Consider the following 25,678-nt stretch of genomic DNA (forward strand, 5'->3'; position numbering starts at 1 on the left):
GTCCGCGCCATGAAACGCTGCCGCGTCCTCGCCCTGGTCCTGCTCGCCGGCGTCAGCCTTGGCACGAGCGCTGCGCCGCTGACACCCGAAGAGGCGGCGGGAAAACGCTTGTACCGCCAAGGTTTGTCGGCCAGTGGCGAAGCGATCATGGCACGGGTCGGCGCGGCGGATGTGTTGCTGCCGGCGACCAGCCTGCCGTGCGCCAATTGCCATGGCGCCGATGGCCTCGGCCGACCTGAAGGTGGCGTGCGTCCCCCCGAATTGAACTGGGCGCGACTGACCAGCACGTATGGCCAGCAACAGGTCAACGGCCGCAGCTATCCGGCCTACAGCGAAAGCACGCTGGCCACGGCCATTGAGCAGGGCCGAGACCCCGGCCACAACCGTCTCGACCCGAGCATGCCGCGCTTTCTGCTGTCGATGAAGGATCAGCGCAACCTCACCGCCTATCTCAAACGCCTCGCCGATGAGCGTGATCCCGGCCTCGATGCCGAGACCTTGCATCTGGGCACCTTACTGCCCAGCCAAGGGCCGCTGGCCGAGGAGGGTATGACCGTTGCGGCGGTGCTCAACGGCAGTGTCGCGCGGATCAATCAGGCCGGTGGCATTCACGGCCGGCAGTTGCGCTTGACGGTGATCGATCCCGGCCCGGACCGCGCCAGTGCCGAGCAAGCCTTGCAGCAGTTGATCGAGCAGGAGCAGGTGTTCGCCCTGATCGCACCACTGGCACCGGCTCTTGACAGCGAACTGGGGGCACGCCTGGAACAGGCCGGTATGCCGCTGATCGGGCCGATGTCGATCCTCGGCACCCTGCAGGCCAGTCCGCAGATATTCGAGCCATTACCGGGATTGCGTGAGCAGTTGATCGCGCTGGCCGATTACGCCACGGCCAGTTTGCGCGTGCTGCAAGGGCCGACACTGATTGCTTATCCCGATGACCCGATCCAGACGCAAGCCGCGCAAAACCTCGGCCAGTACTTGCAGGATCACGGCTGGCAGAAAGTCCATCTGCAAGCCTACGACCCGGCGGCGGATGCGCTGCCGCTGGGTTCGCGTTCGGTGTTTTATCTGGGCACTGGCGGCGGCTTCAGTCGTCTGGCGACGCGGCTGCAAAGCGCCGGGCAAGTGCCTTACCTGTTTGCCGCCTCTAGTCAGGTGGCGGGTGATCTGCTGCAAGTCCCCGACGGATTCACCCGGCGGGTGTTTCTCGCCTATCCGTTCGTGCCCAGCGACTGGACCCGAGGCTGGGCGCATGGCCCTGACGTTACTGCGTGAAGGCCAAGGCCTCGGCGCTCAGCACGCGGTGCTGCAAGTCGGCGCCTACGCCTCGATGCTGCTGCTCAGCGAGGGCATGAAACAGGCTGGCCGCGACGCCAGCCGCGAGAAACTGGTGACGGCGCTGGAAGGCCTGCACGACTTCGACACCGGCCTGACCCCGCGCCTGAGTTTCGGTCCCGGTCGACGGCTGGGCTTGAGCGGCGCGCATGTGGTTACCGTGGATTTGCCCGATCAACGTTTCTATCTGGTCGCACCCTATAAACCGATGGTTGCCAGCCCCTGAACGGAGGGCCCGATCATGAAACTCACAACGCTGATCTTGCTGCTGACTTGCTGGCTGCCGCTGGCGTGGGCGAATAACGAGCCGGCCGTGGCACGGGTCAACGGCGCGGAGATTTCCGGGTTTCGCTTCGAGCGCTTCTTCGCCGAATACCTGGAAGATCAGGGCCGCGCGGTGACGAGTATTCGCAGCCCCAAGGCCTACAAGGAACTGCGCCAGGCCGCGTTGCAAATGCTGATCGACAAAGAATTGCTGTGGCAGGAATCGCAGAAACGTGGCCGGCAGATCGACGAGCAAGCGCTGCGTCAGCAGATCGAGCAAACCCGCATGGCCATCGGCGGCGCGGATAAATTCGTCCGGCGCTTGCAGGACGCCGGTTTCGATGAGGTCTCCTTCACCGAGTACACCCGCCGCGAACTGGCGGCGCAGCAGATGTTCGCCGAACTGATCCGCGCCAATACCTTGCAACCCCGTCACCTGTTGATCCGCGTGCCCGTGCAAGCAGATGCAGCCACAGTGGCTCAAGCGCGTCTACGCTTGATGCAAATGCGCGCCTCGATTGTCAGCGGGGCGAGTTTTGCCAGCCAACCACTGCGTTCACCGTTTGGCTGGCACGTGATTTATTTGCCGAACCACTTGGAGGCCGCCGATGTCCCAGATTTACAGGGGCTGGATACAGTCAGGGCAGAGCTCGCCCGACAGCAACAGACCCAGGCTCGTCGCCAAGTGCTCGCGCAATTACGGGTGCAGAACAGGATCGAACGAATTGACGACGACTGAAGGTTCCCCCCCAATAGTGGGGAATGGCTTCGATGCCCATTCAGGTGCTTCCCCGTTTCTGGGGAACGGGGTACCAGGACGAGCGGGCATTGTCATTAAATTCAAGGACATGAACAGATAAAATTACCGGCGCTCAGCCTGGCATGAAGTGTGCGTTACCCCTGGTAAGGCGCACTCTCAGGGCGGGGTCATCGGACCTGCTGTTTCAAGGAGTCGACCTTGGTTAACAAAGTACTGGTTGTCGAAGACGAGCAGCTGCTTGCACAGAACCTTCAGGATTATCTGTCGGCGCAGGGGCTGGACGTCGCGATTGCACATGACGGAGCGACGGCTATCGGTTTGGCCGAAACCTTTGCCCCCGACGTGCTGGTGTTCGATTACCGCTTGCCCGATATGGAAGGCTTTGAGGTGCTCGACGCGGTCCGCCAGAACAGGACGTGCCATTTTGTGCTGATAACGGGTCACCCGACCGCTGAAGTCTGTGAGCGGGCGCGGCAACTGGGGGTCAGCCACATCCTGTTCAAACCGTTTCCCTTGGCGGAACTGGCGCGGGCGGTCTGCGACCTTCTGGGCATCAAGCGCGAAGCGAAACCCGGTGCGAGCCCTTCCGAGGGTTTTGTCGAACGACGCCAGAGCAGGACCGAGAGCTTCCCGTTGCAGTTGTACGATGGCAGTTGGGTGTTGGCGGATCGGCGACGACAGTTGCACGCCATGGCACCGGACGACGATCAAATGCTCACCGGGGAGTAATGGCGCGAACAGACGTTCCGGCACTTGCCGCCAAGGTTTGCCGCGCCGACAGGGCTCTGAGCCCCGGTTGGAGAGCAAGCCATGGAACGTCTGTCCGTTGTCGTCGAACCGCTGCTGGCCGAAAGCGCCCCAGAGCGTTTTTCCAGTGAACAGCTTGCCCAAGCCCGGGCGCGGGCCGCCACCTCCGGCGAACGCGTCCTAGAAGCCCTCGGCGTGCTCTGCGAACTGGCGCCGATGCCGTTCATTCACACCCTTGGCGCCACCCTGCATTACCCGGTGCTCGACACCGACAGCCTGTTTGCCGCGACGCCGGTGTTCGACCGGGTCACCCTCGCGCAATGCCTGAAACGTGAATTCATCCTGCTGCGCCACAACGACGAAGTCATCGGCGTATTTGCCGACCCCTTCGACCCGGCGCGGCTGGCCTGGATCGACGATTGCCTGCACGGCGCGCCGCTGTATCTGGTGCACGCCGATGACCTCAAGGCCTATCTGGCCCGCCACGAAGAAAGCTTTCATGCCGTCGAATCGCTGAACGCTCAGGGCGACACTCACCACGAAATCGACACCCTGCAAAGCCTGTCGCTGACCAGCATCAGCGAAGACGCCAGCAGCGTGGTGAAACTGGTCAACTCGACCCTTTATGACGCGCTGAAAATGCACGCCAGCGACATCCATCTCGGCACCACCGGCCATGGCCTGGTGATCAAGTACCGCATCGACGGCGTGCTCAACAACATCAGCAAAGTCCAGGGCAACGAATTCGCCGAGCAGGTGATTTCGCGGGTCAAGGTCATGGCCGAACTGGACATCGGCGAAAAACGCGTGCCGCAAGACGGTCGCTTCAAGATCGGCATCAGTGGCCGCCAGATCGACTTTCGCGTGTCGATCATGCCGAGCATCTTCGGCGAAGACGCGGTGCTGCGGGTGCTCGACAAACAGGATCTGGCCGACAAGGTCTGCGGCGTGCAATTGCAGGCGTTGGGCTTTGAAGACGAAACACTGCGCCAGTTGCGCCGCCTCGCCGCCGAGCCCTACGGCATGGTGCTGGTGACTGGCCCGACCGGCAGCGGCAAAACCACCACGCTGTACGCGATGATCACCGAGATCAACCACGGCGTGGACAAGATCATTACCATCGAAGACCCGGTTGAATATCAATTGCCGGGGGTGCTGCAAATCCCGGTCAACGAGAAAAAAGGCCTGACCTTCGCCCGTGGCCTGCGCTCGATCCTGCGCCACGACCCGGACAAAATCATGGTCGGTGAGATCCGCGACCCCGACACCGCGCAGATCGCCGTTCAGTCGGCGCTCACCGGCCACCTGGTGTTCACCACCATCCACGCCAACAACGTCTTCGACGTGATTGGCCGCTTCACCCAAATGGAAATCGACCCCTACAGCCTGGTCTCGGCGCTCAACGCGATTCTCGCCCAGCGCCTGATCCGGCTGGTGTGCGCCAGTTGCAGCGCGCCGGTCAATCCGAGCGATGAAGAACTGCGCGCCTCGGGCCTCGATCCGCAGAAAGTCGACCACTACCACTTCGTCCACGGCAAGGGCTGCGGACACTGCCGGGGCAGCGGTTATCGCGGGCGCACGGCGATTGCCGAGCTGCTGCACCTCGACGACGAACTGCGCCAGATGATCGTCGAGCGCCAACCGATCACCCAAATCAAAGCCCTGGCCTGTGCCCGTGGTTTGCGCCTGCTGCGCGAATCGGCGCTGGAGTTGGTGGAACAAGGTCGCACCACGCTGGAGGAGATCAATCGTGTCACATTTATCTCGTGAGCGTTTTGTCGCCGTGGTCGGCGCCAGCGGTGTTGGCCTCGGTCAGCGGCGCGGTAGCGACACCCTGTGGCTGGGCAGCGTCGGCTACATCGACGAAGGCTTCCAGAGCTACGCGGTGGCGCTGGACACCCTCGATCGCCTGCTCGGTGAACACGCCCGCGCCGGTGCCGAATTGAGCGTGGTCATCTCCGGGCATTTCAGCCGCTTCTGCCTGGTGCCATGGAGCGCGCAGATCAGCAGCCCTGAGGAACTGCGCGGCTTTGCCCAACTGTGTTTCGAAGACCTGTTCGGTGCACCAACCCAGCCGTGGAGTCTGGTGTTGTCCGCCGAACCTGCCGGTTACGACCGCATCGCCAGCGCCTTGCCGCAAGACCTGCTCGAACGCCTGCGCACGCTGGTCAGCGCTCGCGGCTTGCGTCTGCGCTCGGTGCAGCCGTACCTGATGGCGGCGTTCAACCGCTTCGACAAAAGTCTCGATGCCGGCGACTTCCTCTTCGTCGTCGCCGAGCCGCAGCGCAGCGTGTTGTTGCTCGCAAGGGAAGGGCGCTGGGCTGGCGTGCGTTCGGTGGGCGGCAGCGACAGCGATGCCGCGTTGAATGCACTGATCGGTCGCGAACGGCAGTTGCAAGCCTCGACCAGCGAACGCGCCTTCAATGTATATCTGCATGCGCCGGCGCGGCTCGATGCGCATCCGGACGTGGCGGGGGTGCAACTGCGCACCCTTGAAGACGACGCGATGACCGTGCGTGACGGCTTGTACGTCATGTCCCGGGCGGTGGCCTGACATGCGCACCCTCAACCTCGATTTTCAGCCACGGCCACGTTCCGGCCCGTTGGGCTGGAGCCTGCTCGGCGGCGGCGTGCTGCTGGCGCTGCTGTGCTTCGGCGTTCAACAGCACCTCGACGCGCACACCGAACAGCAACAAGGTCATCTGCAAACCACGCAGCGTCAGCTCACCGGTGACAGCGGCGCCAAGTCCACCCTGAGCCCGGCGCAAATCCGCGAGCAAGCGCAGAACCTCGCCGAGATGCGCAAGGTCTCGCAACAACTGCGCCGGCCGTGGGAACGCCTGTTCGCCATGCTCGAAGCGATGCCGCGCGATGACGTCGCGCTGCTGAGCCTGACCCCGGATGCGCGCAAAGGCCAGGTCCGCATCAGCGCTGAAGCGCGGGATCTGCAAGCGATGCTCGATTTCCACAAACGACTGGAAGCCAGCGACGAGCTGTCCGACGTGTCGCTGCTGAGCCACGAAATTGTCGTCAAATCGCCGGAACAACCGGTGCAATTCAACCTGTCGGCGACCTGGGAGATGGGCGATGCGAATCCCTAGACTGATCGTCCACGAATACCTGCAAGGCCTCGGCATTCCGGGCCTGGCCGGGTTGGCGCTGATGCTGGTCGCCGTGGCTTGGGCACTCGGTGGCTTGCTGCCGGGCTGGCAATCGTTGCAGCACTTGAGCCAGCAGACTCAGGAAGCCAGCGCGTACCTGGCCAAGGTTGAAGACGGCAGCATCGCGCCGCCGGTGGTGCCGCAGCGTCAGCTCGACGACTTCCGCAACAAACTGCCGGCGCAGCCGCAAGCCACGGTCGCCATCGACCGCATCTACGCCCTCGCAGCCCAGGAGCACATCACCCTGGCGCGCGGTGAGTACGCCCTCGGTGTCGACCCGAAAACCCATCTGGCGCGCTATCAGATCCTCTTGCCAGTGCGCGGCAGCTACCCGCAACTGCGCCGCTTCGTGCACGCCTTGCTCGGTCAGTTGCCGGCAGTGGTGGTGGAAGACCTCGAATTGCAACGCAAGAAGATTGGCGACACCGACCTCAATGGCCGGATCCGTATGACCCTTTACCTGTCGAGGTCGTGATGAATACCAAGCGCGTGACAGGGTGGCTGGCGTTCTTCGGCGTAGCGGCGGCGCTGGCGTGGTTGCCGGCGTATTTCTCGCCGAGCGAAGACGCCGATTCCAACGAAGTCGCCGTCGCCACGCCGGGGAAAACCCGGGGCGCGCTGCCGGCCAGCACCGCCAAGGCCAAAGACGCGCCGATCAGGGACCTGAGCCCGGCCGGCGATCTGTTCGCGGCGAAATCCTGGAAGGCCGCGCCGACCCTGGCCACGGTCACCGAACAAGCGATCAACCCGGCCACAGTGGTGCAAGCCCCGAGCCTGCCACCGGTGCCGTTTCAGTTCGTCGGTCGGCTGCATGACCGCAGCGACCTGCAAGTGTTTTTGCAGAACGGCGAAAAGATCTACGTCGTGCGCAACGGGGATGTGATCGACGACACCTGGAAGATCACCGGCATTTCCGATCTGGAATTGAGCCTGGTTTACCTGCCTTTGCATTTGTCGCAGACCTTGTCTGTGGGGAGTACGCAATGAACCGTTCCCGTTTGCTGATGAGCCTGGGCCTGTGTGCCGGGCTGGCCGCGTGCAGCACTGCGCAGGTGGCCAACAAGGAAGCCGCCGACCTGATTGAACAGGGTCAGTACGAGGCGGGGCTGGCGCGGATCGAAGAAGGCCTGCGTGAAAACCCTCGCGACACCGAATTGCACCTGCTGCTTAACACCGGCCGGGCCAAGGCGATCACGGCGTTGCTGACGGCCGGCGACACCGACCGCGCGCGTCGCGATTTCACCTCGGCGCGCACCGCTTACATGCGCGTGCTGACCATCGAGCCGAACAACCGCCGCGCCCAGGATGCCCTGAAGCAGATGGAGTACCTGCGCAGCATGGATGAAAAACTCGAGCTGGCCCGTGGCGATCTGCGTCGCGGCGACATCTACGGCGCTGATCGTCAGGTCAAACAGATCCTCGAACTCGACCCGGCCAATGAAGGTGCGTTGGAGCTGCAAGGCAACATTCGCCTGGTGCAGAGCCGCAACGTGATTGCTTATCCGCAACTGCGCACCAAGCTCGATCGCCCGGTGACCCTGGAATTTCGTGACGCCAACCTGAAGACCATTTTCGAAGTGCTGTCGCAGGTCGCCGGGCTGAATTTCATCTTCGACAAAGACCTGCGCCCGGACATGAAAGCGACAATATTCGTGCGTGACGTGCGCATCGAAGACGCCGTGACCTTGCTGCTGCAACAGAACCAGTTGCACCAGAAAGTGGTGAACGAAAACACCTTGCTGATCTACCCCGATTCGCCGCAGAAAGTGAAGGATTACCAGGAACTGGTGATGCGCACCTTCTACCTGACCAGCATCGACGCCAACACCGCGCTGAACATGGTCAAAACCATGCTCAAGACCCGCGACGTGTTTGTCGACGAACGCCTCAATACCCTGACCATGCGCGACACCGAAGATGCCGTGCGCATGGCCGAGAAACTTCTGCAATCGCAAGACCAGTCCAACCCGGAAGTGGTGCTCGAAGTGGAGGTGATGGAAGTCGCCACCCAGCGCATTCTCGACCTTGGCCTGCAATGGCCGAGCACCTTCGGCGTGGTCAACTCCGATGGTTCGCCGGTCACGCTGCTCGGGCAACTCAAAGGCATCAACTCCGACCGCATCTCCATCGGCCCGTCGCCGCAAGCCAAGATCAACGCGCAGGACAACGACATCAACACCCTCGCCAGCCCGGTGATTCGTGTCAGCAACCGTGAGCAGGCGCGCATCCACATCGGCCAGCGTGTGCCGATCATCAGCGCCACCTCGGTGCCGTCGACACAGGGGCCGGTGATCACCGAAAGCGTGACCTATCTGGATGTCGGTCTGAAGCTCGAAGTGACCCCCACCGTACACCTGAACAACGAAGTGGCGATCAAGATCGCCCTGGAAGTGAGTAATGCCACGCCGCTGGAGCCGACCCGCCAAGGCACGATCCCGGTGCAGGTCGATACCCGCAACGCGCAGACCTCGCTGCGTCTGCACGACGGCGAAACCCAGATCCTCGCCGGGCTGGTGCGCAACGACCACGGCGCCACCGGCAACAAGATTCCCGGCCTCGGTGACATTCCCGGACTCGGCCGCTTGTTCGGCAGCAACAAAGACACCATCGGCAAATCCGAACTGGTGCTGTCGATCACCCCACGGATCGTGCGCAACCTGCCGTACCAGAGCCCGTCGGACATGGAGTTCTCCACCGGCACCGAAACCAGCATGCACATTCAGGCACCGGATCGTTCGCAGAGTTACGTGATGCCGTCGCCTGCCGCGCAGCCACGTGCCGTCGGTGAATCGGCCGTGGCGACCACCCGCGTCACTGTCGAGAAGCCTTGATCATGAACGCCTCCCAACGCGGTTTCACCCTGATCGAAGTCGTGGTGACGCTGGCCTTGATCGGCCTGTTGGCGAGCATGGCCGCGCCGCTGACCGAGACCCTGGTGCGGCGTGGCAAGGAGCAGGAATTGCGCAACGCGCTGTACCAGATTCGCGACGGCATCGACGCCTACAAACGCGCCTTCGATGCCGGGTACATCGAGAAGTCGCTGAACAGCAGCGGCTACCCGCCGAACCTGAAAGTACTGGTCGAAGGCGTGCGCGATGTGCGCAGCGCGAAGGGTGCCAAGTTCTACTTTTTACGCCGCATCCCGCGCGATCCGCTGGTGCCGGCGAAACGGGATGACGAAGGGGGTTGGGGCGTGCGCGCCTACGACAGTTCGGCTCAGAACCCGCGCGATGGCGAGGACGTCTTTGACGTCTACTCCCACGCCCGGGGCAAGGGCCTCAACGGCATCGCCTATCGCGAGTGGTGAACCTCATGCGCCGGGAAAAAGGTTTTACCTTGCTGGAGCTGATGGTGGTGATGGCGATCATCGCCACGCTGATGACCATAGCGCTGCCGCGCTACTTCAACAGCCTCGAAGCGTCGAAGGAAACCACCTTGCGCCAGAGCCTGTCGGCGATGCGCGAGGCGCTGGATCACTTTTACGGCGACACCGGGCGGTATCCGGATTCCATCGAGCAACTGATCGAACAACGTTACCTGCGCAACGCACCACTCGATCCGATCACCGAACGCAAAGACCAGTGGGTGCTGATCGCGCCACCGGACGGCGTCGCCGGTGGTGTGGCCGACATCAAAAGCGGTGCTACCGGGAGGGCGCGTGATGGCAGCCAGTATTCCGAGTGGTAACCGTGCGCAGCAGGGTGGTTTCACTTACCTGGGCGTGCTGTTTCTGATTGTGGTGATGGGCATGGGCCTGGCCAGTGCCGGCGAGTTGTGGTCGACCGCTTCGCGCCGCGACCGTGAACGCCAGTTGCTCTGGGTCGGCACTCAGTACGCGCAGGCGCTGCGCAGCTACTACCGCAGTTCGCCGGGGCTGGCGCAGTACCCGAAAGAGTTGGTCGATCTGCTCGACGATCAACGTTTTCCAGAAGCGAAACATCATTTGCGTCAGCTTTATCCAGACCCGATCGGTCAGGGTGAATGGGCAGTACAACGCGGTTTCGATGGACGCATCACCGGCCTCAACAGCCCGTCGACCGAGCTGCCGTTGAAGCAGGCGGGCTTCCCGTCGCAGTGGTCGGATTTCGAAGGCATGCAGCGTTATTCGGACTGGCAGTTCGTGGCTGAAAAAGCCTTTCTTGAGGGCACTGGCACTAGTAGCGGGGGCCCGGCCAAAGGCCAGTCAAATTTGCCGCAGGCGTTGCAGCCATGACTCGCCAATGGTGGTGCGCGCTGATCCTCACCGCTGTGGCGTGCTGCGCCCACGCCGGTGAAGAAGACGAAATGATGGGCTTCATCGTCGACGACACGATCTCGCACATCGGCCACGACTTTTACTACTCGTTCAGTGAACGCCTGCGCGACACCAGCCCGATGGATTTCAACCTGGTGGTGCGCGAGCGCCCCGACGCGCGCTGGGGCAGCCTGGTGACCGTGGAATATCAGCAACGCCTGGTTTATCGGCGCTTCCTGCCGCCGAACACCGTGGAACTGAAGGACGAGGCCTACGCGGCCGCCGACTGGGTTCGACGCCAGGTTGTCCAGCGCAAGCTGGAGGCTCTGTTGCAGGACACCACCGACCTTGAGAAGGACGAATTATGAACAGCACAACGTTCTCACGGCGCAGCGGATTCTGGATCTCGGGGTTGTTGATCGGGCTCGCCAGCGTTGCGGCTGTCCAGGCCACTGAACTGGTCTACACGCCGGTCAACCCGTCGTTCGGCGGCAACCCGCTCAACGGCACCTGGCTGCTCAACAACGCGCAGGCGCAAAACGATTACGACGACCCTGATCTCAAGAGCCGTTCGACCGTGGCCGGCACCTCGGCGCTGGAGCGCTTCACCAGTCAATTGCAATCGCGGCTGCTAGGGCAGTTGCTGGACAACATCTCCACCGGCAACACGGGGAGCCTGTCCACCGACTCTTTTATCGTCAACGTCATCGACGACTCCGGGGCACTGAGCATTGAAGTGACCGATCGAGCGACCGGTGAGGTTTCGGAAATTCAGGTGAACGGCCTCAACCCATGACGGGCTGACGGTTCCGGGGAGTGATGGACATGAAAAAATTAATCGCGCTAGGGCTGCTGTTGGCGACATTACAAGGGTGCAGTCTGCGTGAGCCGATGTCGGCCGAGCAGGACACCGAAACCCCGACCCTGACTCCAAGGGCTTCGACTTATTACGACTTGCTGAAGATGCCGCGGCCCAAGGGGCGATTGATGGCGGTGGTGTACGGGTTCCGTGACCAGACCGGGCAGTACAAGCCGACGCCGGCGAGTTCGTTTTCCACCAGCGTGACTCAGGGTGCGGCGTCGATGTTGATGGACGCGATGCAGGCCAGTGGCTGGTTTGTGGTGCTGGAGCGGGAAGGGCTGCAGAACCTGTTGACCGAGCGCAAGATTATTCGCGCGTCGCAGAAGAAGCCGAATACGCCGGTGAATATTCAGGGTGAGCTACCACCGTTGCAGGCGGCGAACATGATGCTCGAGGGTGGGATCATCGCTTATGACACTAACGTGCGTAGCGGTGGGGAAGGGGCGCGGTATCTGGGGATTGATCTGCAGCGTGAGTATCGGGTGGATCAGGTGACCGTGAATTTGCGGGCGGTGGATGTTCGCAGCGGGCAGGTGTTGGCGAATGTGATGACCAGCAAGACGATTTATTCGGTGGCGCGTAGCGCGGGGATTTTCAAGTTTATCGAGTTCAAGAAGTTGCTTGAGGCTGAGGTCGGGTATACGACGAATGAGCCGGCGCAGTTGTGTGTGTTGTCGGCGATTGAGGCGGCGGTGGGGCATATGGTGGCGCAGGGGATTGAGCGGCATTTGTGGCAGGTGGCGGGGGACGCTTCTACGCCTGGGCAGGATGATGTTTTGAATCGGTATTTGAGCCAGAACAAGGTTGATCCGGAGGCGGAGTGAACGTGGCGGCCTTCGGGCCGACCAGGTTCTGGTTGGGCAGTGAGTTCTGGTTGACTGGGTGCATATCCGTTGCTGCGGTAACGGCCACCTAGGGTTTCGCCCTTACGGCGACTCACTTTTTTTACAAACGCCTAAAAAAAGTAAGCAAAAAAACGCTTGCTCCTACGTACGGCCCGCTCGCTGGGGCTCGGGGTCCCTTCGCTCCGGGCTCCATCCGGGCGCAGCGCCTACGGTTTGCTTCGCTGCACCTCCTCTCGCTGTGTTTGGCTGCGCCAAACGGTCGCTGCGCTCCCACTCCCGGATGAAACCCTCCACTCAGCCTTCCGACGTCGCCTGTGGATCAAGATCAAAAGCAGGCGAGCTGACACTCGGCCTATTGAGTGGTTAAGGGCCAAGCGGTGTTCGGCTGTTGATTTGTGTTGTGGCTACCCCTCACCCCAGCCCTCTCCCGAGGGAGAGGGCGTCGATTTTTGGGCTTTTCAAAACCTGAGTTCAACGCGGTATCGCACGTCGGCGTACCTCTGCCAAACCACTCGGTCAGTCCCCTCTCCCTCTGGGAGAGGGCTAGGGTGAGGGCTGCGTGCAGTGGTCTAATTTCTGCAGTGGTCTAATTTCCCTGGACACCCCGATAGGTGGAAATCGTCATGCTGGGCGAACTGGCGGTGAATCAAGCCCTCGATCACGTCGAGCTGAAGGATGGCTAATTCCCCGAAGATCCAAAACGATAAGGAAGTGGAAAAGCTCCGTCCGACCTTGGAAGCGTTGGCCGATGTGGATGCTGATCGCGTCATCGATGATCAAACAGTGCGGGACTGGGCTGACTCTTCGATTCGCTCGGAATCAACATCAAAGAGTTCCCCATAGCTCAGGAAAAATAGAAAACAAAAACGCGACCCTGGAAAAGGTCGCGTCTTTTTTCGTTAGCAAATAATTACGTTTGATCTGCGTTATGGATATTCCTGACGCGCATGCAAAACGCTCAAAATATTTATCCGACCCACCACTTGATAAATGATCAGGTAATTGGGGTGCACGACCATCTCGCGAGTACCGGGCGCTCGACCCATTCGATAGAGGTGTGGATGTTGAGCAAGGGTAACCGTAGCGCCTTCGATAGCTTGGGAAAGTCTGTCAGCCGCTACTAAGTTCCTGTCACTGATGTAATCAAGTATTTTCAGGAGTTCAGCCCGAGCTTCGGGCTGCCACTCAACCTGCATCGTATTTTTTACGCTTTGCTTCCATCAGGGCACGCATCTCGGCCATAACCTGATCATTTGGAATGCTCGGTCTTGTATCACTCATCGAAGCCTGCACTTTGGCGATTAACCAACGGTCATAGCTCGCGGCCTGCTCTTCGGGGTCAAGATCTGAAACAACTGGGCACAGTGGGTCGATTAAAGACGGGTCGATCATGGCACCTCCGGGTTTAATGCCTCGAAGTCTATTCGGTAAAGCATTTGCTGTCGTCGCTGGCTGGATGAATAGCACGTTGGTCAAGCTCCATGAGGATCAATTTGTCCCAAAGAATCCTAGACGCCCCGCTTCCGACGGCCAACCGCTAGACGTGGTAGGAAAACGTGCAGCTTTTCCATAAACCATTCATTTTTCTGTAGGACGTGGCGCGTCTGGGCTTTAAACAACGCGTGTCGTTGATCGGTCCTACGGACACAAAAAAACCGCGACCCCCCTCACCAGAGAATCGCGGCCCATCAACACCCAACCCCTACTGCTGCAACACCGTCGCCTGGTTAGCCGACCCAAACTGCTGAATATTCGCCGTCTGCGTAACCCCACTCTGATCGACATTGGCAATGTTCCCCGTGCCGCCCTGGGTCACGTACGCCACGTTCATCGTGTCCGCCTGTTTCACCGTGATCATGTTGTCACTGCCATACAACTGCGCGGTATACGCCTGGTTGCCAGACCCGGACTGATCAAACTCAGCACTGTTGCCGGTGCCATTCGAAGAACCCTGCACCAGGTTACCCGTGCCGCGCTGATCCGAGATCAAAATGTTGTCGCTGCCGTTCTGATCAAAATACAGCTCGTTATACGACTCCGCCTGACTGACCGTGGTCTTGTTGCCAGTCCCGGTCTGGTGCGTGGTCATCACATGGCCGACGCCATCCTGAGTGAAGCTGGCGATGTTGCCATTGCCCGCTTGGGTGACGGTCGCACGCTGGTTGCTGCCGAACTGTCCACCCGATTGCGGGCCTTTCCAGTTGCTGGCGTAGACCTTGTTGTCGTTGCCCACGGAGGTGGCGCTGAGCGTGTGGCCGTCGCCGCTCTGGTAGGTGTAGTGGACGTTGCCGTTGCCGACTTGATACAGCGCCAGTGTCGAGTTGACCGATTCGAACTGGTCGGCGTAGATCGCGTTGGTGTTGCCGACCTGGGTGACGGCGGCGCTGTTGTTTTCGCCGAAGCTTTGGTCGACCACGGTTTCGTTGCTGTCGCCGTATTGGTTGACGGTGGCCTGACTGGCGAGTTGCGCGTCCTGCCAGATTTCGCTGCCGTTGAGGTTGCCGAACTGGTTGATGGTGATGTTGCCGCCGGTGCCGTTGCGCTGGTCGCCGTAGGCGTAGTTGCTTTCGCCGGCCTGGTTGATGCCGATCTGGCCGCCGTTATGAGTGACCTGTTCGGCGGTGCCGTAGTTGGCGGTGCCGTATTGGGTGATCACTGAACTGTTGCCGCTGCCTTCATAGAGTTGTTCGATGTTGGCTTCGTTGCTGTCGCCGAACTGGAAGGTTTTGCCTTCGCTGCCGTTCTGCGAATCCTGATAGATGAACGAGAAGTTGCCCGTGCCTTGCTGCTGTTGCAGCGCGCTGTTCGGTGAGCCGAAGCCCAACGACTGGCTGGCGTGGGCGGTGTTGAAGGCGCCGACTTGTTGCTGGGTGATGGTGGCGTTGTCTTCGTAAAGTTGTTCGGCGTAACCGGCGTTGTAGTCGCCGACCGCGTCCTGGGTGATCACGCTGCTGGCGTGGTCTTGCACGGCGGCGGCGTCGTTGCCCTGGCCCAGTTGGGTCTGGGTGGCGGTGCTGAACGGTGCCTGGGTCTGTTTCACGTCGGCGATGTTGGCGGTACCGACCTGGCTTTGGTTGGACAGGCTGTCGTCGGCCATCGCCTGGGCACTGATCATGACCAGGAGGGCGGCGGTGAGGGGCGTCAGTTTGAACATGATGATCTCTCCGATGATTTGCAGTGCTTAGCGATATTGCTTGACCGAAACGCTCATGCCGTTGCCCGACTGGGTCACGGCGCTTTGCAGCCCCGCGCCGGCCTGCTCGATGCTGGCGTCGTTGTTGTTGCCGTTTTGCGAAATCTGCGCGCGGTTGTGGCTGCCGTTCTGAGTGATCGAGGCGGCGTTGCCGGAACCGTTCTGGTTGATCAGCGCCATCAGGTCGCTGCCCTGTTGCAGGATGTACGCCTCCTGATTGCTGCCCGACTGCACGATCTGCCCGAGCAGCGACTGACCGTTCTGTTGCAGCAGGGCGACGTTGGCCTGGCCGAGCTGGTCGATCAGGGCTTGCTGACCCACCGGAGGGGGCAGTTCGCCGAGGTCGCTGCTGGTCGGGGCCAGGTCGTCGTTGTCCATCAGGTCGTCGGCGCGCACGCCCGCAGTGCTGCACAGCAGGAGCAGGCAAAGCAGGGCGGCGGTCGGCGTGTTCATGGCTCACATCCTGTCAGGCGTTAACCGGTTCGAAGTCGGCCCCAGCCACCCGCGAGTGGCTGGGGGTCTGGTTTACAGCGTGGTCACCGAGACCGTGCGCACGGTGCCCTGGGACGAGCGGATCGTCGCGGTCGGGTTGGCCGATGGCACTACCGTCGTGTTGTTCAGCGTCAGCCGCCAGCGTCCGGTGACCGGTACGGTGGTGGTGCCGAGGGTGACCAGCCCGGTCGGGGTGGTGACCTGCACGGTGATGGTGTTGCCGGTGGTCACTGACGAGGTGCCGGTGAAGTCCCAGTTGAAGCGCCCGCCCGAGCGTGCCTGCACTGTGGAAGCGGTAACGGTGAAGGTTTCCGCTGCTGGCCGTGGCGACACTTGCACCGTGACCGTGGCCGGCGTCGACAGGGCGCCGAAGCTGTCCCGGGCGATGTAGGTGAAGGTCGTGGTGAACGCCGTGGTGACGGTGGCCGGTGGGGTGTAGGTGATTACCGTGCCGTCAGTGCTGACCGTGCCACGGCCGGCGGCCGGTTGGGTCAGGCTGGCGACGCCCAGCGGTACGTTGCCTTCCGGATCGGTGTCGTTGGCCAGTACGTTGATCGGGATCGCAACGCCCAACGTGGCGACGCTGTCGGCGACGGCGGTCGGTGCCCGGTTTGGCGCGACGGTGATCGTCACGGTGGCCGGGTTGGCCGAGGCCAGACCTTTGGCGTCCTGCGCTTTGTAGGTGAAGGTCGTGGTCAGTGGCGTGTTGACCACGGCTGGCGGCGTGTAGACCACGGCGGCGGTGCCGCTGAGGGCGACGGTGCCTTGGCCGGCCGCCGGTTGGGTCAGCGCGGTGATGCCCAGTGGGTTGTTGCCGTCGGGATCGCTGTCGTTGGTCAACAGGCTGAGGGTGATCGGCACGCCGAAACTGGTGCTGCCGGTGTCGGCGTTAGCGATCGGTGCCTGGTTTTCGCCGGTGTCCGGTGCGGTGCCGACTACGACGACTGCTTCAGTGTCACTGCCACCAGCGGCGGATTTCACCGTCACGGTGGCCGGTGGCTGAGTCAGGTCGGCGACGGTGATGCGCTGCAGGGTGCCGGACTTCGATAGACGTCCGTAGCCTTGGGCAACCATGTCCGGGATCGCTACTTCATCGGTCGATGTCGCTTCGATCAACAAGGTTTTGTTGGACCAGTTGTAGCGCGCAGTCTGCACTTTCACCACGTCGGTGAGCTTGCTCGACACCGATGTCGGGCGTGTGGTCCCGGCCGGGTTGGTCGCGGTCACGACGATGACTGACGGCAGGGTGCCGTTGCCCAGGCGCTGACCGAAGAACAAACCGGTATTGTCACCGGTCAGGCTGGTCTGGCAAGGCGTTGGCGGAGGGCCGGGCAGCAGCGCCACGGTTTCGCGGAAGCACAGGGTCGAGCTGCTGTCAGCCTTGGCGAACACTTCGGCACGCACACCGGCCGAGGTGCGGCGATAGGTGGCGCGGTCGAGTTCGACAGCGGTTTGCTGACGGTTGTCGAGCACTTTGCCGGCGACGGTAAACAGGCTGGTTTGAATCGTACCCGCAGCGGATGGCCCGACAATGCGTACGAAGTTGGTGTCGAATGGGCTGCCGGTCACGGCCTCGGTGAGGTTCGGATCACCGACGAAAGTTTCGACACCGCCGCTGTCAGGATTCACTTCGGTGTAAGGGCCGTTGACGCTGCGCAGGAACGGGCCAATGGCACCGGTCAATGCGCCGCTGAAGTTGCCCGGCGCGCCGATGCCGATGTCCTTGGTGATGTTGATCGCACGGCGCCCGGGGGTGGTGACGTTGAACGTTTCGACGCCATACGGGTGGGTGATGGTGTATGTGCCGGCTACGGGAACGTTCACCCGGATGCGAATTCGCGCGAAAGCTATTTGATCGCCGTCCACCGGATTACCGGAGGAAAACGCTGCTTCTATCCCCGCGACATAAGCGTCCATGCCATAGCCCGCGCCGTTGTTGGGAATAGTGGTTTCGGCGAGAAACCAGAAGGCTTCCGGCGGCCAGTTGTCGGGGAACACCATCGGCAGGCTGTCATCGAAGATGCCCGGTTCCGGCAGCAGAGTGCACATGTAGGCCGGTGGCGTGCTGACCGCTACTCGCGAGCTGGCGGCGCGCGACTGGCAGAGCTCCATCGACAGCAGATTGTTGTCCTGGTACCACATCGGGAATTTCCCGGTGGCAAAAGTGTAGGGGCCGGGGTCGACGGCGGCGAGTTGCGCATAGGCACTGCCGGTCAGCGAGAGAGCGAGCCCGAGCGCGTTGAGCGCAAAGCGTGGCCACTTGTTCATGATGCCTCCTGATGCGGATCTGGGCATGTGAGCGTTCATTGCACGATGACCACTTCTTCGGTGTCGCTGCCGCCGTTGGACGACGTCACGCGCACCTTGGCTGGCGGTATCGGCGAGATCCCGGTGGCCAGACTTTTCAGCGCGCCGTCGCCGCTCAGTGCACCGATGGCGGCGCCGCTGCCGGAGGTGGCGGTGAGTACGGGTGGCGAGGTTTCGTCACTGGTCGAGGCCACCACGGTGAGTTGTCCGGAGCTCAGGCTGTATTGCGCGCTCTGGATCACTACCAGGTCGGTCAGGGTCATGGGCAGGGTGGTCGGCGTGCTGCTGGCGATGGCCAGGTGGTTGTCGGCGGTCACTTGCAGGACGCTCGGGACGGTCGGGTTGGCCGACGATTGCGCATACCAGGCACCGGTGGAGTTGGCTTCGGTCATGTTCAGCACCGGGGTGAAACTGGTCACGGCGACGGTGCCGGGCGCTGGTGGTGCGAGGACGAACACGTCTTGCTGGGCGACCGGTGCGCTGGTCCCCGCCTTGCGTGAGTAAGTGCTGCGCTGGGTAATCATTGGTGTGGGTCGAACTACCGTCGACAACTTGCCGGAGACGGCAAATGTCGTCGTCCGCAGATCCAGACCATTGGGGCCTTCGATGCGGATGAAGTTGGTGTTGAACGGGCTGCCGGTCACGGCTTCTTCAAGGTTCGGATCACCGACAAACTGTTCTGCCGAGCCAGTCACCGGGTTGGTTTCGGTGTAGGGCCCGTTGAGACTGCGCAGGAACGGTCCGACGTCACCCTTGAGCGCGCCGTCGTAGGTTTTCGGTGTGCCGATGCCGATGTCGCGGGTCATGTTGATCGCGCGGCGGCCGGGCGTGTCGATGTTGAACACTTCGACGCCATACGGGTGGGTGATGACGTAGGTGCCGGCCGTAGGAATATCGACCCGGATGCGGATCCGCGCGAAGCTGATCTGATCGCCTTCCGCCGGGTCACCGCCACTGAACGCGGCTTCGATCGCCGAACCGTAGGAGAGGTTGATGCCGCGCGCGGCGTCGACAATCGTGCCGTCAGCGGTGAACCAGAACGCCTCGTCGGGGAAGTTGCTGGGGAAGGCCAGCGGTTGAGCGTCATCGAATATGCCGGGGGCCGGCAGCAGCGAGCACATGTACGAAGGCGCGCCGGGTGTGCTCGGCACGCGTGAGCTGAGTGCTTTGGACAGGCACAGATCCAGGGTGCGACCGTGGGTGTCCTGATACCAACTGGCGAAACCGCCAGTGGCCACCGTGTACGGACCCGGGTCAACAGCAAACAAAGCGGCCTGGGCTATGCCCTGGGCCAACGCGCTCACGACCAGGACAGTCGCGGTTTTGGACAGTAAAGGGTGCATGAGTTAATCCCTCTATCGAAGTACCTGCCCCTTGGGGATGGGTCAGTTGCACAGGGCCTGTACACCTTCCATGCCAAGGTGTGGTGGATGGGCGGGAGATGGCCGGATTAGAGGGATTTGCAGGTGTGAAGTTGGGGTTTTTGGCCCGCGGGGAAAGGGCGTCATTCCCCAGAATCGGGGGCGGTGGGGATGACCATCATGGCCTGCCGAACACAGATCCTTGTAGGAGTGAGCCTGCTCGCGATAGCGGTATGTCTGTGATGAAAATGTCGACAGGCCCACCGCGATCGCGAGCAGGCTCACTCCTACAAGGGATTAGCGGTGTCTGTGGGATCAACTCAACCGGGTCGATATCCCCGCATCCGGGCAAACCCCCACCCGTGGGCTATAACCCTATAGGACGTATCGGGAAGTCGCCGCCATGAACATGCAGTCGAAATCGCTTCCGGTTGAGGAGGGCACGCTACGCTTGGGTTCGCGCAAGCAACCGTTCAACCTGCTGCGCTGGTTTTCGCTGATCAGCATGGCCGTGATCGGCACCGTGGCCATCGCACTGGGCGCGGTTTCAACGCGTTTCGTGATCGAAGAAAGCGTGCAGCGCGATGCCTTGCTCACCGCGCAGTTCATTCAGGCCATCGCGTCCGCCGAAGTGCGCCACGTGTCGATTCCCAACATCCGCACGATGGGCGAGTTGCTCGATCCACGTCAGGACAAGGATTTTCCCGATGTCGACCCGCAGGCCCGGGCAGGTGCGCGCGGTGAATTTCTCGACCACATCGAACACCTGCCGGACGTGATTCTCGCCAACATTTACGCGCCGGACCGCCAGGTGATCTGGTCGACCAATCCAGCGCTCATCGGCACCAGCATCCATGCCGACGAAGACCTTGATCGCTCCTTTAACGAAAAGATTCCGGTGTCGGCCAGTTACCACGACGTCGACAAGGCCCGGGAAGAGCAGAAGTTCGTCATCCCGCCGGATTACATCTTTATCGAGAACTACATTCCGCTGTTCGACGCCGAGGGCAAGAACGTTACGGCGATGGTCGAGATCTACAAGGAACCCAAGGATTTGATCACGCGCATGGAGCGCGGGCTGGCCCTGATCTGGCTAGCCACTGCGCTCGGCGGCGGGCTGATTTACCTGGGCCTGTACTGGATCGTCCGGCGCGCGGCGATTCTGCTCGCGGCCCAGCAAAAACAACTGATCGCCAATGAAACCTTTGTTGCCCTCGGCGAGATGTCCTCCGCTGTTGCGCATAGCCTGCGCAACCCGTTGGCGACGATCCGTTCCAGTGCAGAACTGGCGCTGGAGTTCGATGCCGGCCCGGCAGAAAAGAACATCAAGGACATCATCGGCCAGGTCGACCGCATGTCGAAATGGGTGCGCGAGTTGCTGCAGTCCCTGCGTCCGCTCAACGATGACCCGGAACCGGTGAACCTGGTAGCGGCGCTGCACGAAAGCCTTGTCGCTTTTGAACAGCAGATCGCCAAGGCCGGCGTGCAGGTGGTGTTTCATCCGCAACACACGCCGATGGTGCTCAGCCAACCGGTACAACTGACGCAGATCCTCAACAGCCTGCTGGCCAACGCGCTGGAGGCGATGGACAAGGGCGGCACATTGACTGTCAGCCTCGAACCGAGTGATGACCGTGGCGTGTGCGTGGTGCTCAGTGACACGGGTAAAGGCATGAACGAAGAACAACGGACCATGGCGTTCCGGCCGTTTTTTACCACCAAGTCTGGCGGCCTCGGGGTCGGTCTGGTGCTGGTCAAACGCATCATGGAGCGCTTCGGCGGCGGCGTGACCCTCGACAGCCGCGAAGGTGAGGGCACCTCGGTTCGATTGGCATTCCAATTAGTCCAATGACGGGCCTATTCCATTTCGCGGACTGCCGAAGACTGCGATCTATCGACTGATCGTTCCCTCGCTCTGCGTGGGAATGCAGCCGGGGACGCTCTGCGTCCCATGGAACGCGGAGCGTCCCTTGAGGCATTCCCACGCAGAGCGTGGGAACGATCAACACTTCCACCGCTGCAGAATTTCACGGGCCAAAAATTTATGAACTTCCCCCATCACTGGGTGTCAAGCCCCGGTCACCGGGGAGTGGGGAAACCCGCAGACCTTCCAAGTCCCTGTTACAACTGGAAATAATTTCTTGGCGCACTAGTTGCAAAACACCATCACCCCTTCCTTGATGAGGCGGCTGGTGATGGACAGAACAACGCGCAACCCAAGCAATACCTTTCTGCTGACGCCTCTGAGTGTCTTTCTGATGTTGACCCTCGGCACCGTGGCCGGCGTTCGCGCCAGTCCGATCGATGACGAACGACAGCCAGAAACCTCCGACCCGTCGGCGTACTACGACGAGCCGGCAGACGAACCGACGGCGCTCAACGCCATCCTGACCATGCCCGAGGCCAACGAAGACTCCTTCGATTTGCCCGACGGCGTCAAAGGCACCCGTGCCTCGACACGCACGGAGAACGTCCTGCCGCCGGCCGTGCAGACCAGTTTCAACTACCCCACCAACGGCAAGCCGAGCCCGCTCTATGGCGCGCAGCCGTTCACCCAGCAGTTGACCCTGTTCGAAGAGTTCGGCCCGGAAAAACTCGACCCGACCACCCCGGCCGCGCCATTGCCGTTTCCGCCCGCTGCGATCGGCCCGGCACCGGCTCAGGACCCGAACAACGTCGCCCGCAGCGCGCCACCCGGCACCGCCCTTGATGCGTTTTTGCGCCAACCGGGGCTGACGCCGTTTCCCAGCCAGTTCTCTAACGTGGTCGACCGCAACCCGTGGCAGGCGCAGATCGAAGTGTTCCTCAATCGCCACATCGGCTCGTCCGCTGAAGGCCGGCCACCAGGAAAAGGCTGGGCACACCAGCGCTGGAACGAGTTCTACCCACAGGTCGCCTATAAAACCGCGCAGACCGGCGCGCGCCTCAATGGTGGCCTGCGTGACAGCGTGCAAATGCACCATTACGCGGTGGGCGAATTCGGCCCCGGTGGCCTGTACCACAACGTCGCGGGTGTACCGCTGACTGACGGTACTGCGAAAGGCGTCGACCCGCGTTTCCACCCGGCCATGCCGGTGCAGAACCACAACGCAGTGTGGACCTTCGACGGCACGCTGCCGCCGAAACTGTTGATGGTGCGTTACGGCCAACCGGTGATGATGCGTCACTACAACGGCTTGCCGATCGATCCGTCGGCCAACCGTGGTTTCGGTCTGCACACCATCAGCACCCACGAGCACAACGGTCACGCGCCGGCAGAAAGCGACGGTTATGCCAACGCGTTCTTCTTTCCGGGGCAGTTCTATGACTATCGCTGGCCGATCCAGCTTGCCGGTTACGACAGCATCAACACCAAGGCTGAAGACCCGCGCGCGGCGTTCCCGTGCGCACCGGGTGAAACCCTGTGGGTCAACGACCTCGCACCGGCGAAAAAGACCTGTGACAACGGCACCATCAAGATCCGGGGCGACTGGCGCGAGACCATGAGCACCCACTGGTTCCATGACCACATGCTCGATTTCACCGCGCAGAACGTCTACAAGGGCAACGCGGCGATGATGAACTACTACAGCGCGCTGGATCGCGGCAACGAGTCGGTGAACGACGGCGTCAACCTGCGATTCCCCAGTGGCAGCGCCTTGCCATGGGGTAACCGTGACTACGATGTCAATCTGGTGTTCGCCGACAAGGCGTGGGATCAGGAAGGCCAGTTGTGGTTCAACCCGTTCAACACCGACGGCTTCCTCGGTGATCAGGTGCTGGTCAACTGGCAGTGGAAACCGGCCCTCGACGTGCGTGCGCGCAGTTATCGCTTCCGCATCCTCAATGGCTCGGTGTCGCGCTACTTCAAACTGGCGTTGGTGCGGGAAATCAAAGGCAGCGGCGGCGAGTTCCAAGGGCCGAAAAACTCCGGCGTGACCTACAGCCGCGTGCCGTTCCACATGATCGCCAACGACGGCAACATCATGGAGCACAGCGTGCCGTTCGACGGCTCGATGGACCTCGACGCCGATGGCGATAAACAGAACCACAACGCGATCCTGCCGACCCAGGGCATCGCCGAGCGCTTCGATATCATCGTCAACTTCTCGAAAAACGGCATCAAGCCGGGGGACAAGCTGTTTTTCGTCAACCTGCAGGCCCACGACGACGGCAAGGGACCCAAAGAGGTCATTCCGTTGGGCGACATCCTGTCGGAAAAATACCTGGCAGTGATCAAGCAGACCAGCAAAGGCCCGCAATGGGACAGAGGCGATCCGGCGGTGGGCAAGGTCTTGCAGCTCAACGTCAAGGCTTACACCGGTCAGGATCTGGCGATGAACCCGGCAGCCTACGAACCGGCGAAACCGGGCAAGGCTGAAGGGCTGGTGATGATCCCGCTGAAACTCCATCGCGACAACGCCGCCGACAAAGCCGTGCTGGCCAAGGCTCGCCACCGCACCTTCACCTTCGGCCGTTCCGACGGCACCGATGAAGCGCCGTGGACGGTCAAGACTGACGGCGGGTTCGGCTTCCACATGGACCCACGCCGACTCAATGCCTCGACCCAATTGTCCAGTGGCCCGACCGATGCCGGTGTCACCGGGTTCGGTACGCTGGAGGTGTGGAAGATCAAGGCTGGCGGCACGGGCTGGAGCCATCCGGTGCACGTGCACTTCGAGGAGGGCATTATTCTCAGTCGCGGCGGCAAGGCACCGCCGGAATGGGAAAAATGGGCGCGCAAAGATGTCTATCGGATTGGTTCTGAAGCGGATGGTCTGGACAACGTCGAGATGGCGATCAACTTCCGCGAGTTCGCCGGGACCTACATGGAGCACTGCCACAACACTCAGCATGAGGACAACTCGATGCTGCTGCGTTGGGACCTGGAGAAACCCGGTCAGCTGCAACTGATGCCAACCCCACTGCCAAGCTGGGACGGTGTGCGCTACGTCAACTCGGCCGCGCTGCCTACCTTCCGCAGCGGCGACGGTATGGGCCCACAAGTGGTGATCAAGCCATGAACCGTCGCCACGGTGACAGCCAACCCGTGCATACCCCGCGCTCCCGGGCGCTGGGCATGCACCTGGTGTTGATGCTGGTGGTCTGTGTGCTCGCCAGCCGTGTGCTGCTGGCGCATCAGGCCAGCGTCGGCGAACCACCTGCGGCCAGTGAATCCGCCACCCCGTGGGGTGGCGACTATTTCCCCAACACCTTGCTGACCGATCAGGACGGTCAGCAGGTGCATTTCTTCGATGACCTGATCAAAGACAAAGTGGTGGTGATCAACTTCATCTTCACTTCGTGCAGCGATTCCTGCCCCTTGGAAACCGCGCGCCTGCGCCAGGTGCAAAAACTGCTCGGTGATCGGGTCGGCCAGGACATCTTTTTCTACTCGATCAGCATCGATCCGCTCAGTGATACGCCCGAAGTGCTCAAGGCCTATTCGCAGCGCTTTAAAGTTGGCCCCGGCTGGAGGTTTCTCACCGGCGAGTTCGAAGACGTCACCGACCTGCGCAAAAAACTCGGGCTGTTTATCGAAGGCGTCGACAACGGCCGCAACAAGGACCACAACCTCAGCCTGATCGTCGGTAACCAGACCACCGGGCGCTGGATGAAAGCTTCGCCGTTCGAAAACCCGTGGATCCTCGCCGATCAACTGGCCAACACCTTGCAGAACTGGAAGCAGCCGAGCATCGAAGAAAGCTACGCCAATGCCCCGGACATTCGTCCGCCGAGCAATGGCGAAGAACTGTTCCGCACCCGCTGCGCCTCCTGCCACAGCCTCGGCCCAATGGATGGCCAGGGCCTTGGCATGCGCAGCATCGGCCCTGACCTGATCGGCGTGACCCGTCACCGTGATCCGAAGTGGCTGAACCGCTGGATCCGCGAGCCGGATCGCCTGCTCGCGGAAAAAGACCCGATTGCCTTGCAACTCTACGAACAATTCGAGCGAATCCCGATGCCCAACCTGCGCCTTGACGAGCAATCAACACAGTCGATCATCGATTTTCTCAGTGACGAAACCGAGCGCCAGCAACCATCCACCACGGCCGTGGCCGACGGTGCTTTGACGCCAGTAAAACCGGGCGATCCAGCCGCGACGGTGAGTCAGATGCGGTAGCGGCGAAATAGCAT

General features: G+C 61.7%; 23 protein-coding genes and 1 pseudogene. 18 read left to right on the forward strand and 6 right to left on the reverse strand.

All coding sequences use genetic code 11. From position 1 onward, the window contains the following. Positions 1-9: 9 nt before the first annotated feature. From AB4O11_RS19110 to AB4O11_RS19180, 15 genes and pseudogenes are all read left to right on the forward strand, one after another. Positions 10-1,561, forward strand: a pseudogene (locus tag AB4O11_RS19110) (ABC transporter substrate-binding protein). A gap of 15 nt (positions 1,562-1,576) precedes the next feature. Then, entirely contained in the window at positions 1,577-2,338 is a 762-nt protein-coding gene (locus AB4O11_RS19115; protein ID WP_460127883.1) for a peptidylprolyl isomerase, read from the forward strand. 219 nt (positions 2,339-2,557) lie between these two features. Next, a complete protein-coding gene (locus AB4O11_RS19120; protein WP_034152602.1) occupies positions 2,558-3,088 on the forward strand; it encodes a response regulator in 531 nt (176 codons plus the stop codon). Positions 3,089-3,169: 81 nt separating this feature from the next. Beyond that, a complete protein-coding gene (locus AB4O11_RS19125; protein ID WP_460127885.1) occupies positions 3,170-4,876 on the forward strand; it encodes a GspE/PulE family protein in 1,707 nt (568 codons plus the stop codon). Then, on the forward strand, positions 4,857-5,660 hold the full coding sequence (locus AB4O11_RS19130) for a hypothetical protein (protein WP_460127887.1): 804 nt from the start codon (positions 4,857-4,859) through the stop codon (positions 5,658-5,660). The genes AB4O11_RS19125 and AB4O11_RS19130 overlap by 20 nt, the downstream gene beginning before the upstream one ends. A gap of 1 nt (position 5,661) precedes the next feature. Beyond that, positions 5,662-6,207: a PilN domain-containing protein gene (locus AB4O11_RS19135; RefSeq protein ID WP_460127889.1), complete on the forward strand. Its 546-nt coding sequence runs from the start codon at positions 5,662-5,664 to the stop codon at positions 6,205-6,207. After that, positions 6,194-6,742, forward strand: coding sequence for a GspMb/PilO family protein (locus AB4O11_RS19140; RefSeq protein WP_186624642.1), 549 nt, complete (start codon positions 6,194-6,196; stop codon positions 6,740-6,742). The genes AB4O11_RS19135 and AB4O11_RS19140 overlap by 14 nt, the downstream gene beginning before the upstream one ends. Then, positions 6,742-7,254, forward strand: a complete 513-nt coding sequence (locus AB4O11_RS19145) for a hypothetical protein (protein ID WP_099758584.1) — start codon at positions 6,742-6,744, stop codon at positions 7,252-7,254. The genes AB4O11_RS19140 and AB4O11_RS19145 overlap by 1 nt, the downstream gene beginning before the upstream one ends. Continuing rightward, a complete protein-coding gene (locus AB4O11_RS19150) occupies positions 7,251-9,098 on the forward strand; it encodes a secretin N-terminal domain-containing protein (RefSeq protein ID WP_093439246.1) in 1,848 nt (615 codons plus the stop codon). Before AB4O11_RS19145 ends, AB4O11_RS19150 begins: the two co-directional genes overlap by 4 nt. Before the next feature lie 2 nt (positions 9,099-9,100). Further along, a complete protein-coding gene (locus AB4O11_RS19155) occupies positions 9,101-9,574 on the forward strand; it encodes a type II secretion system protein (RefSeq protein WP_099758586.1) in 474 nt (157 codons plus the stop codon). Between the two features lie 5 nt (positions 9,575-9,579). After that, positions 9,580-9,954, forward strand: a complete 375-nt coding sequence (locus AB4O11_RS19160) for a type II secretion system protein (protein ID WP_007919395.1) — start codon at positions 9,580-9,582, stop codon at positions 9,952-9,954. Next, complete coding sequence (locus AB4O11_RS19165) at positions 9,929-10,480, forward strand: type II secretion system protein (RefSeq protein WP_093439240.1); 552 nt, start codon at positions 9,929-9,931, stop codon at positions 10,478-10,480. The genes AB4O11_RS19160 and AB4O11_RS19165 overlap by 26 nt, the downstream gene beginning before the upstream one ends. Beyond that, the gene (gene csgE / locus AB4O11_RS19170; protein WP_093439237.1) at positions 10,477-10,869 is read left to right on the forward strand and encodes a curli production assembly/transport protein CsgE; all 393 of its coding nucleotides are present in this window, start codon (positions 10,477-10,479) and stop codon (positions 10,867-10,869) included. Before AB4O11_RS19165 ends, csgE begins: the two co-directional genes overlap by 4 nt. Continuing rightward, a complete protein-coding gene (locus tag AB4O11_RS19175) occupies positions 10,866-11,297 on the forward strand; it encodes a curli assembly protein CsgF (RefSeq protein WP_093439234.1) in 432 nt (143 codons plus the stop codon). The genes csgE and AB4O11_RS19175 overlap by 4 nt, the downstream gene beginning before the upstream one ends. Before the next feature lie 29 nt (positions 11,298-11,326). After that, positions 11,327-12,187 carry a CsgG/HfaB family protein gene (locus AB4O11_RS19180; protein WP_320337163.1) on the forward strand — a complete coding sequence of 287 codons (861 nt, stop codon included), beginning with the start codon at positions 11,327-11,329 and terminating at the stop codon, positions 12,185-12,187. 947 nt (positions 12,188-13,134) lie between these two features. Here AB4O11_RS19180 and AB4O11_RS19185 read toward each other — a convergent pair. From AB4O11_RS19185 to AB4O11_RS19210, 6 genes are all read right to left on the reverse strand, one after another. Beyond that, positions 13,135-13,404: a type II toxin-antitoxin system RelE/ParE family toxin gene (locus AB4O11_RS19185; RefSeq protein WP_150650815.1), complete on the reverse strand. Its 270-nt coding sequence runs from the start codon at positions 13,402-13,404 to the stop codon at positions 13,135-13,137. Beyond that, positions 13,394-13,600 carry a type II toxin-antitoxin system RelB family antitoxin gene (relB, locus tag AB4O11_RS19190; RefSeq protein WP_083368637.1) on the reverse strand — a complete coding sequence of 69 codons (207 nt, stop codon included), beginning with the start codon at positions 13,598-13,600 and terminating at the stop codon, positions 13,394-13,396. The genes AB4O11_RS19185 and relB overlap by 11 nt, the downstream gene beginning before the upstream one ends. A 310-nt stretch (positions 13,601-13,910) precedes the next feature. Then, positions 13,911-15,362 (reverse strand): curlin, encoded by a 1,452-nt coding sequence (locus AB4O11_RS19195; protein ID WP_099758591.1) that lies wholly within the window; start codon positions 15,360-15,362, stop codon positions 13,911-13,913. 27 nt (positions 15,363-15,389) lie between these two features. Further along, positions 15,390-15,854 (reverse strand): curlin, encoded by a 465-nt coding sequence (locus AB4O11_RS19200; protein WP_008077339.1) that lies wholly within the window; start codon positions 15,852-15,854, stop codon positions 15,390-15,392. Between the two features lie 72 nt (positions 15,855-15,926). Next, positions 15,927-18,161, reverse strand: a complete 2,235-nt coding sequence (locus AB4O11_RS19205; RefSeq protein WP_460127895.1) for an Ig-like domain-containing protein — start codon at positions 18,159-18,161, stop codon at positions 15,927-15,929. A gap of 35 nt (positions 18,162-18,196) precedes the next feature. Next, positions 18,197-19,543: a hypothetical protein gene (locus AB4O11_RS19210; RefSeq protein ID WP_093439210.1), complete on the reverse strand. Its 1,347-nt coding sequence runs from the start codon at positions 19,541-19,543 to the stop codon at positions 18,197-18,199. Between the two features lie 421 nt (positions 19,544-19,964). On the opposite strand from AB4O11_RS19210, the gene AB4O11_RS19215 reads away from it, so the two are divergent. The 3 genes from AB4O11_RS19215 to AB4O11_RS19225 all read left to right on the forward strand — a co-directional run bounded on the left by AB4O11_RS19215 (position 19,965) and on the right by AB4O11_RS19225 (position 25,664). Beyond that, positions 19,965-21,413, forward strand: coding sequence for a sensor histidine kinase (locus AB4O11_RS19215; RefSeq protein ID WP_427119513.1), 1,449 nt, complete (start codon positions 19,965-19,967; stop codon positions 21,411-21,413). A 343-nt stretch (positions 21,414-21,756) separates the two neighbouring features. After that, on the forward strand, positions 21,757-24,564 hold the full coding sequence (locus AB4O11_RS19220) for a multicopper oxidase domain-containing protein (protein WP_460127896.1): 2,808 nt from the start codon (positions 21,757-21,759) through the stop codon (positions 24,562-24,564). Beyond that, positions 24,561-25,664: an SCO family protein gene (locus AB4O11_RS19225; RefSeq protein WP_460127898.1), complete on the forward strand. Its 1,104-nt coding sequence runs from the start codon at positions 24,561-24,563 to the stop codon at positions 25,662-25,664. Before AB4O11_RS19220 ends, AB4O11_RS19225 begins: the two co-directional genes overlap by 4 nt. The last annotated feature ends 14 nt before the right edge of the window (positions 25,665-25,678 follow it).

The organism is Pseudomonas sp. H1_D05 (assembly GCF_054682705.1).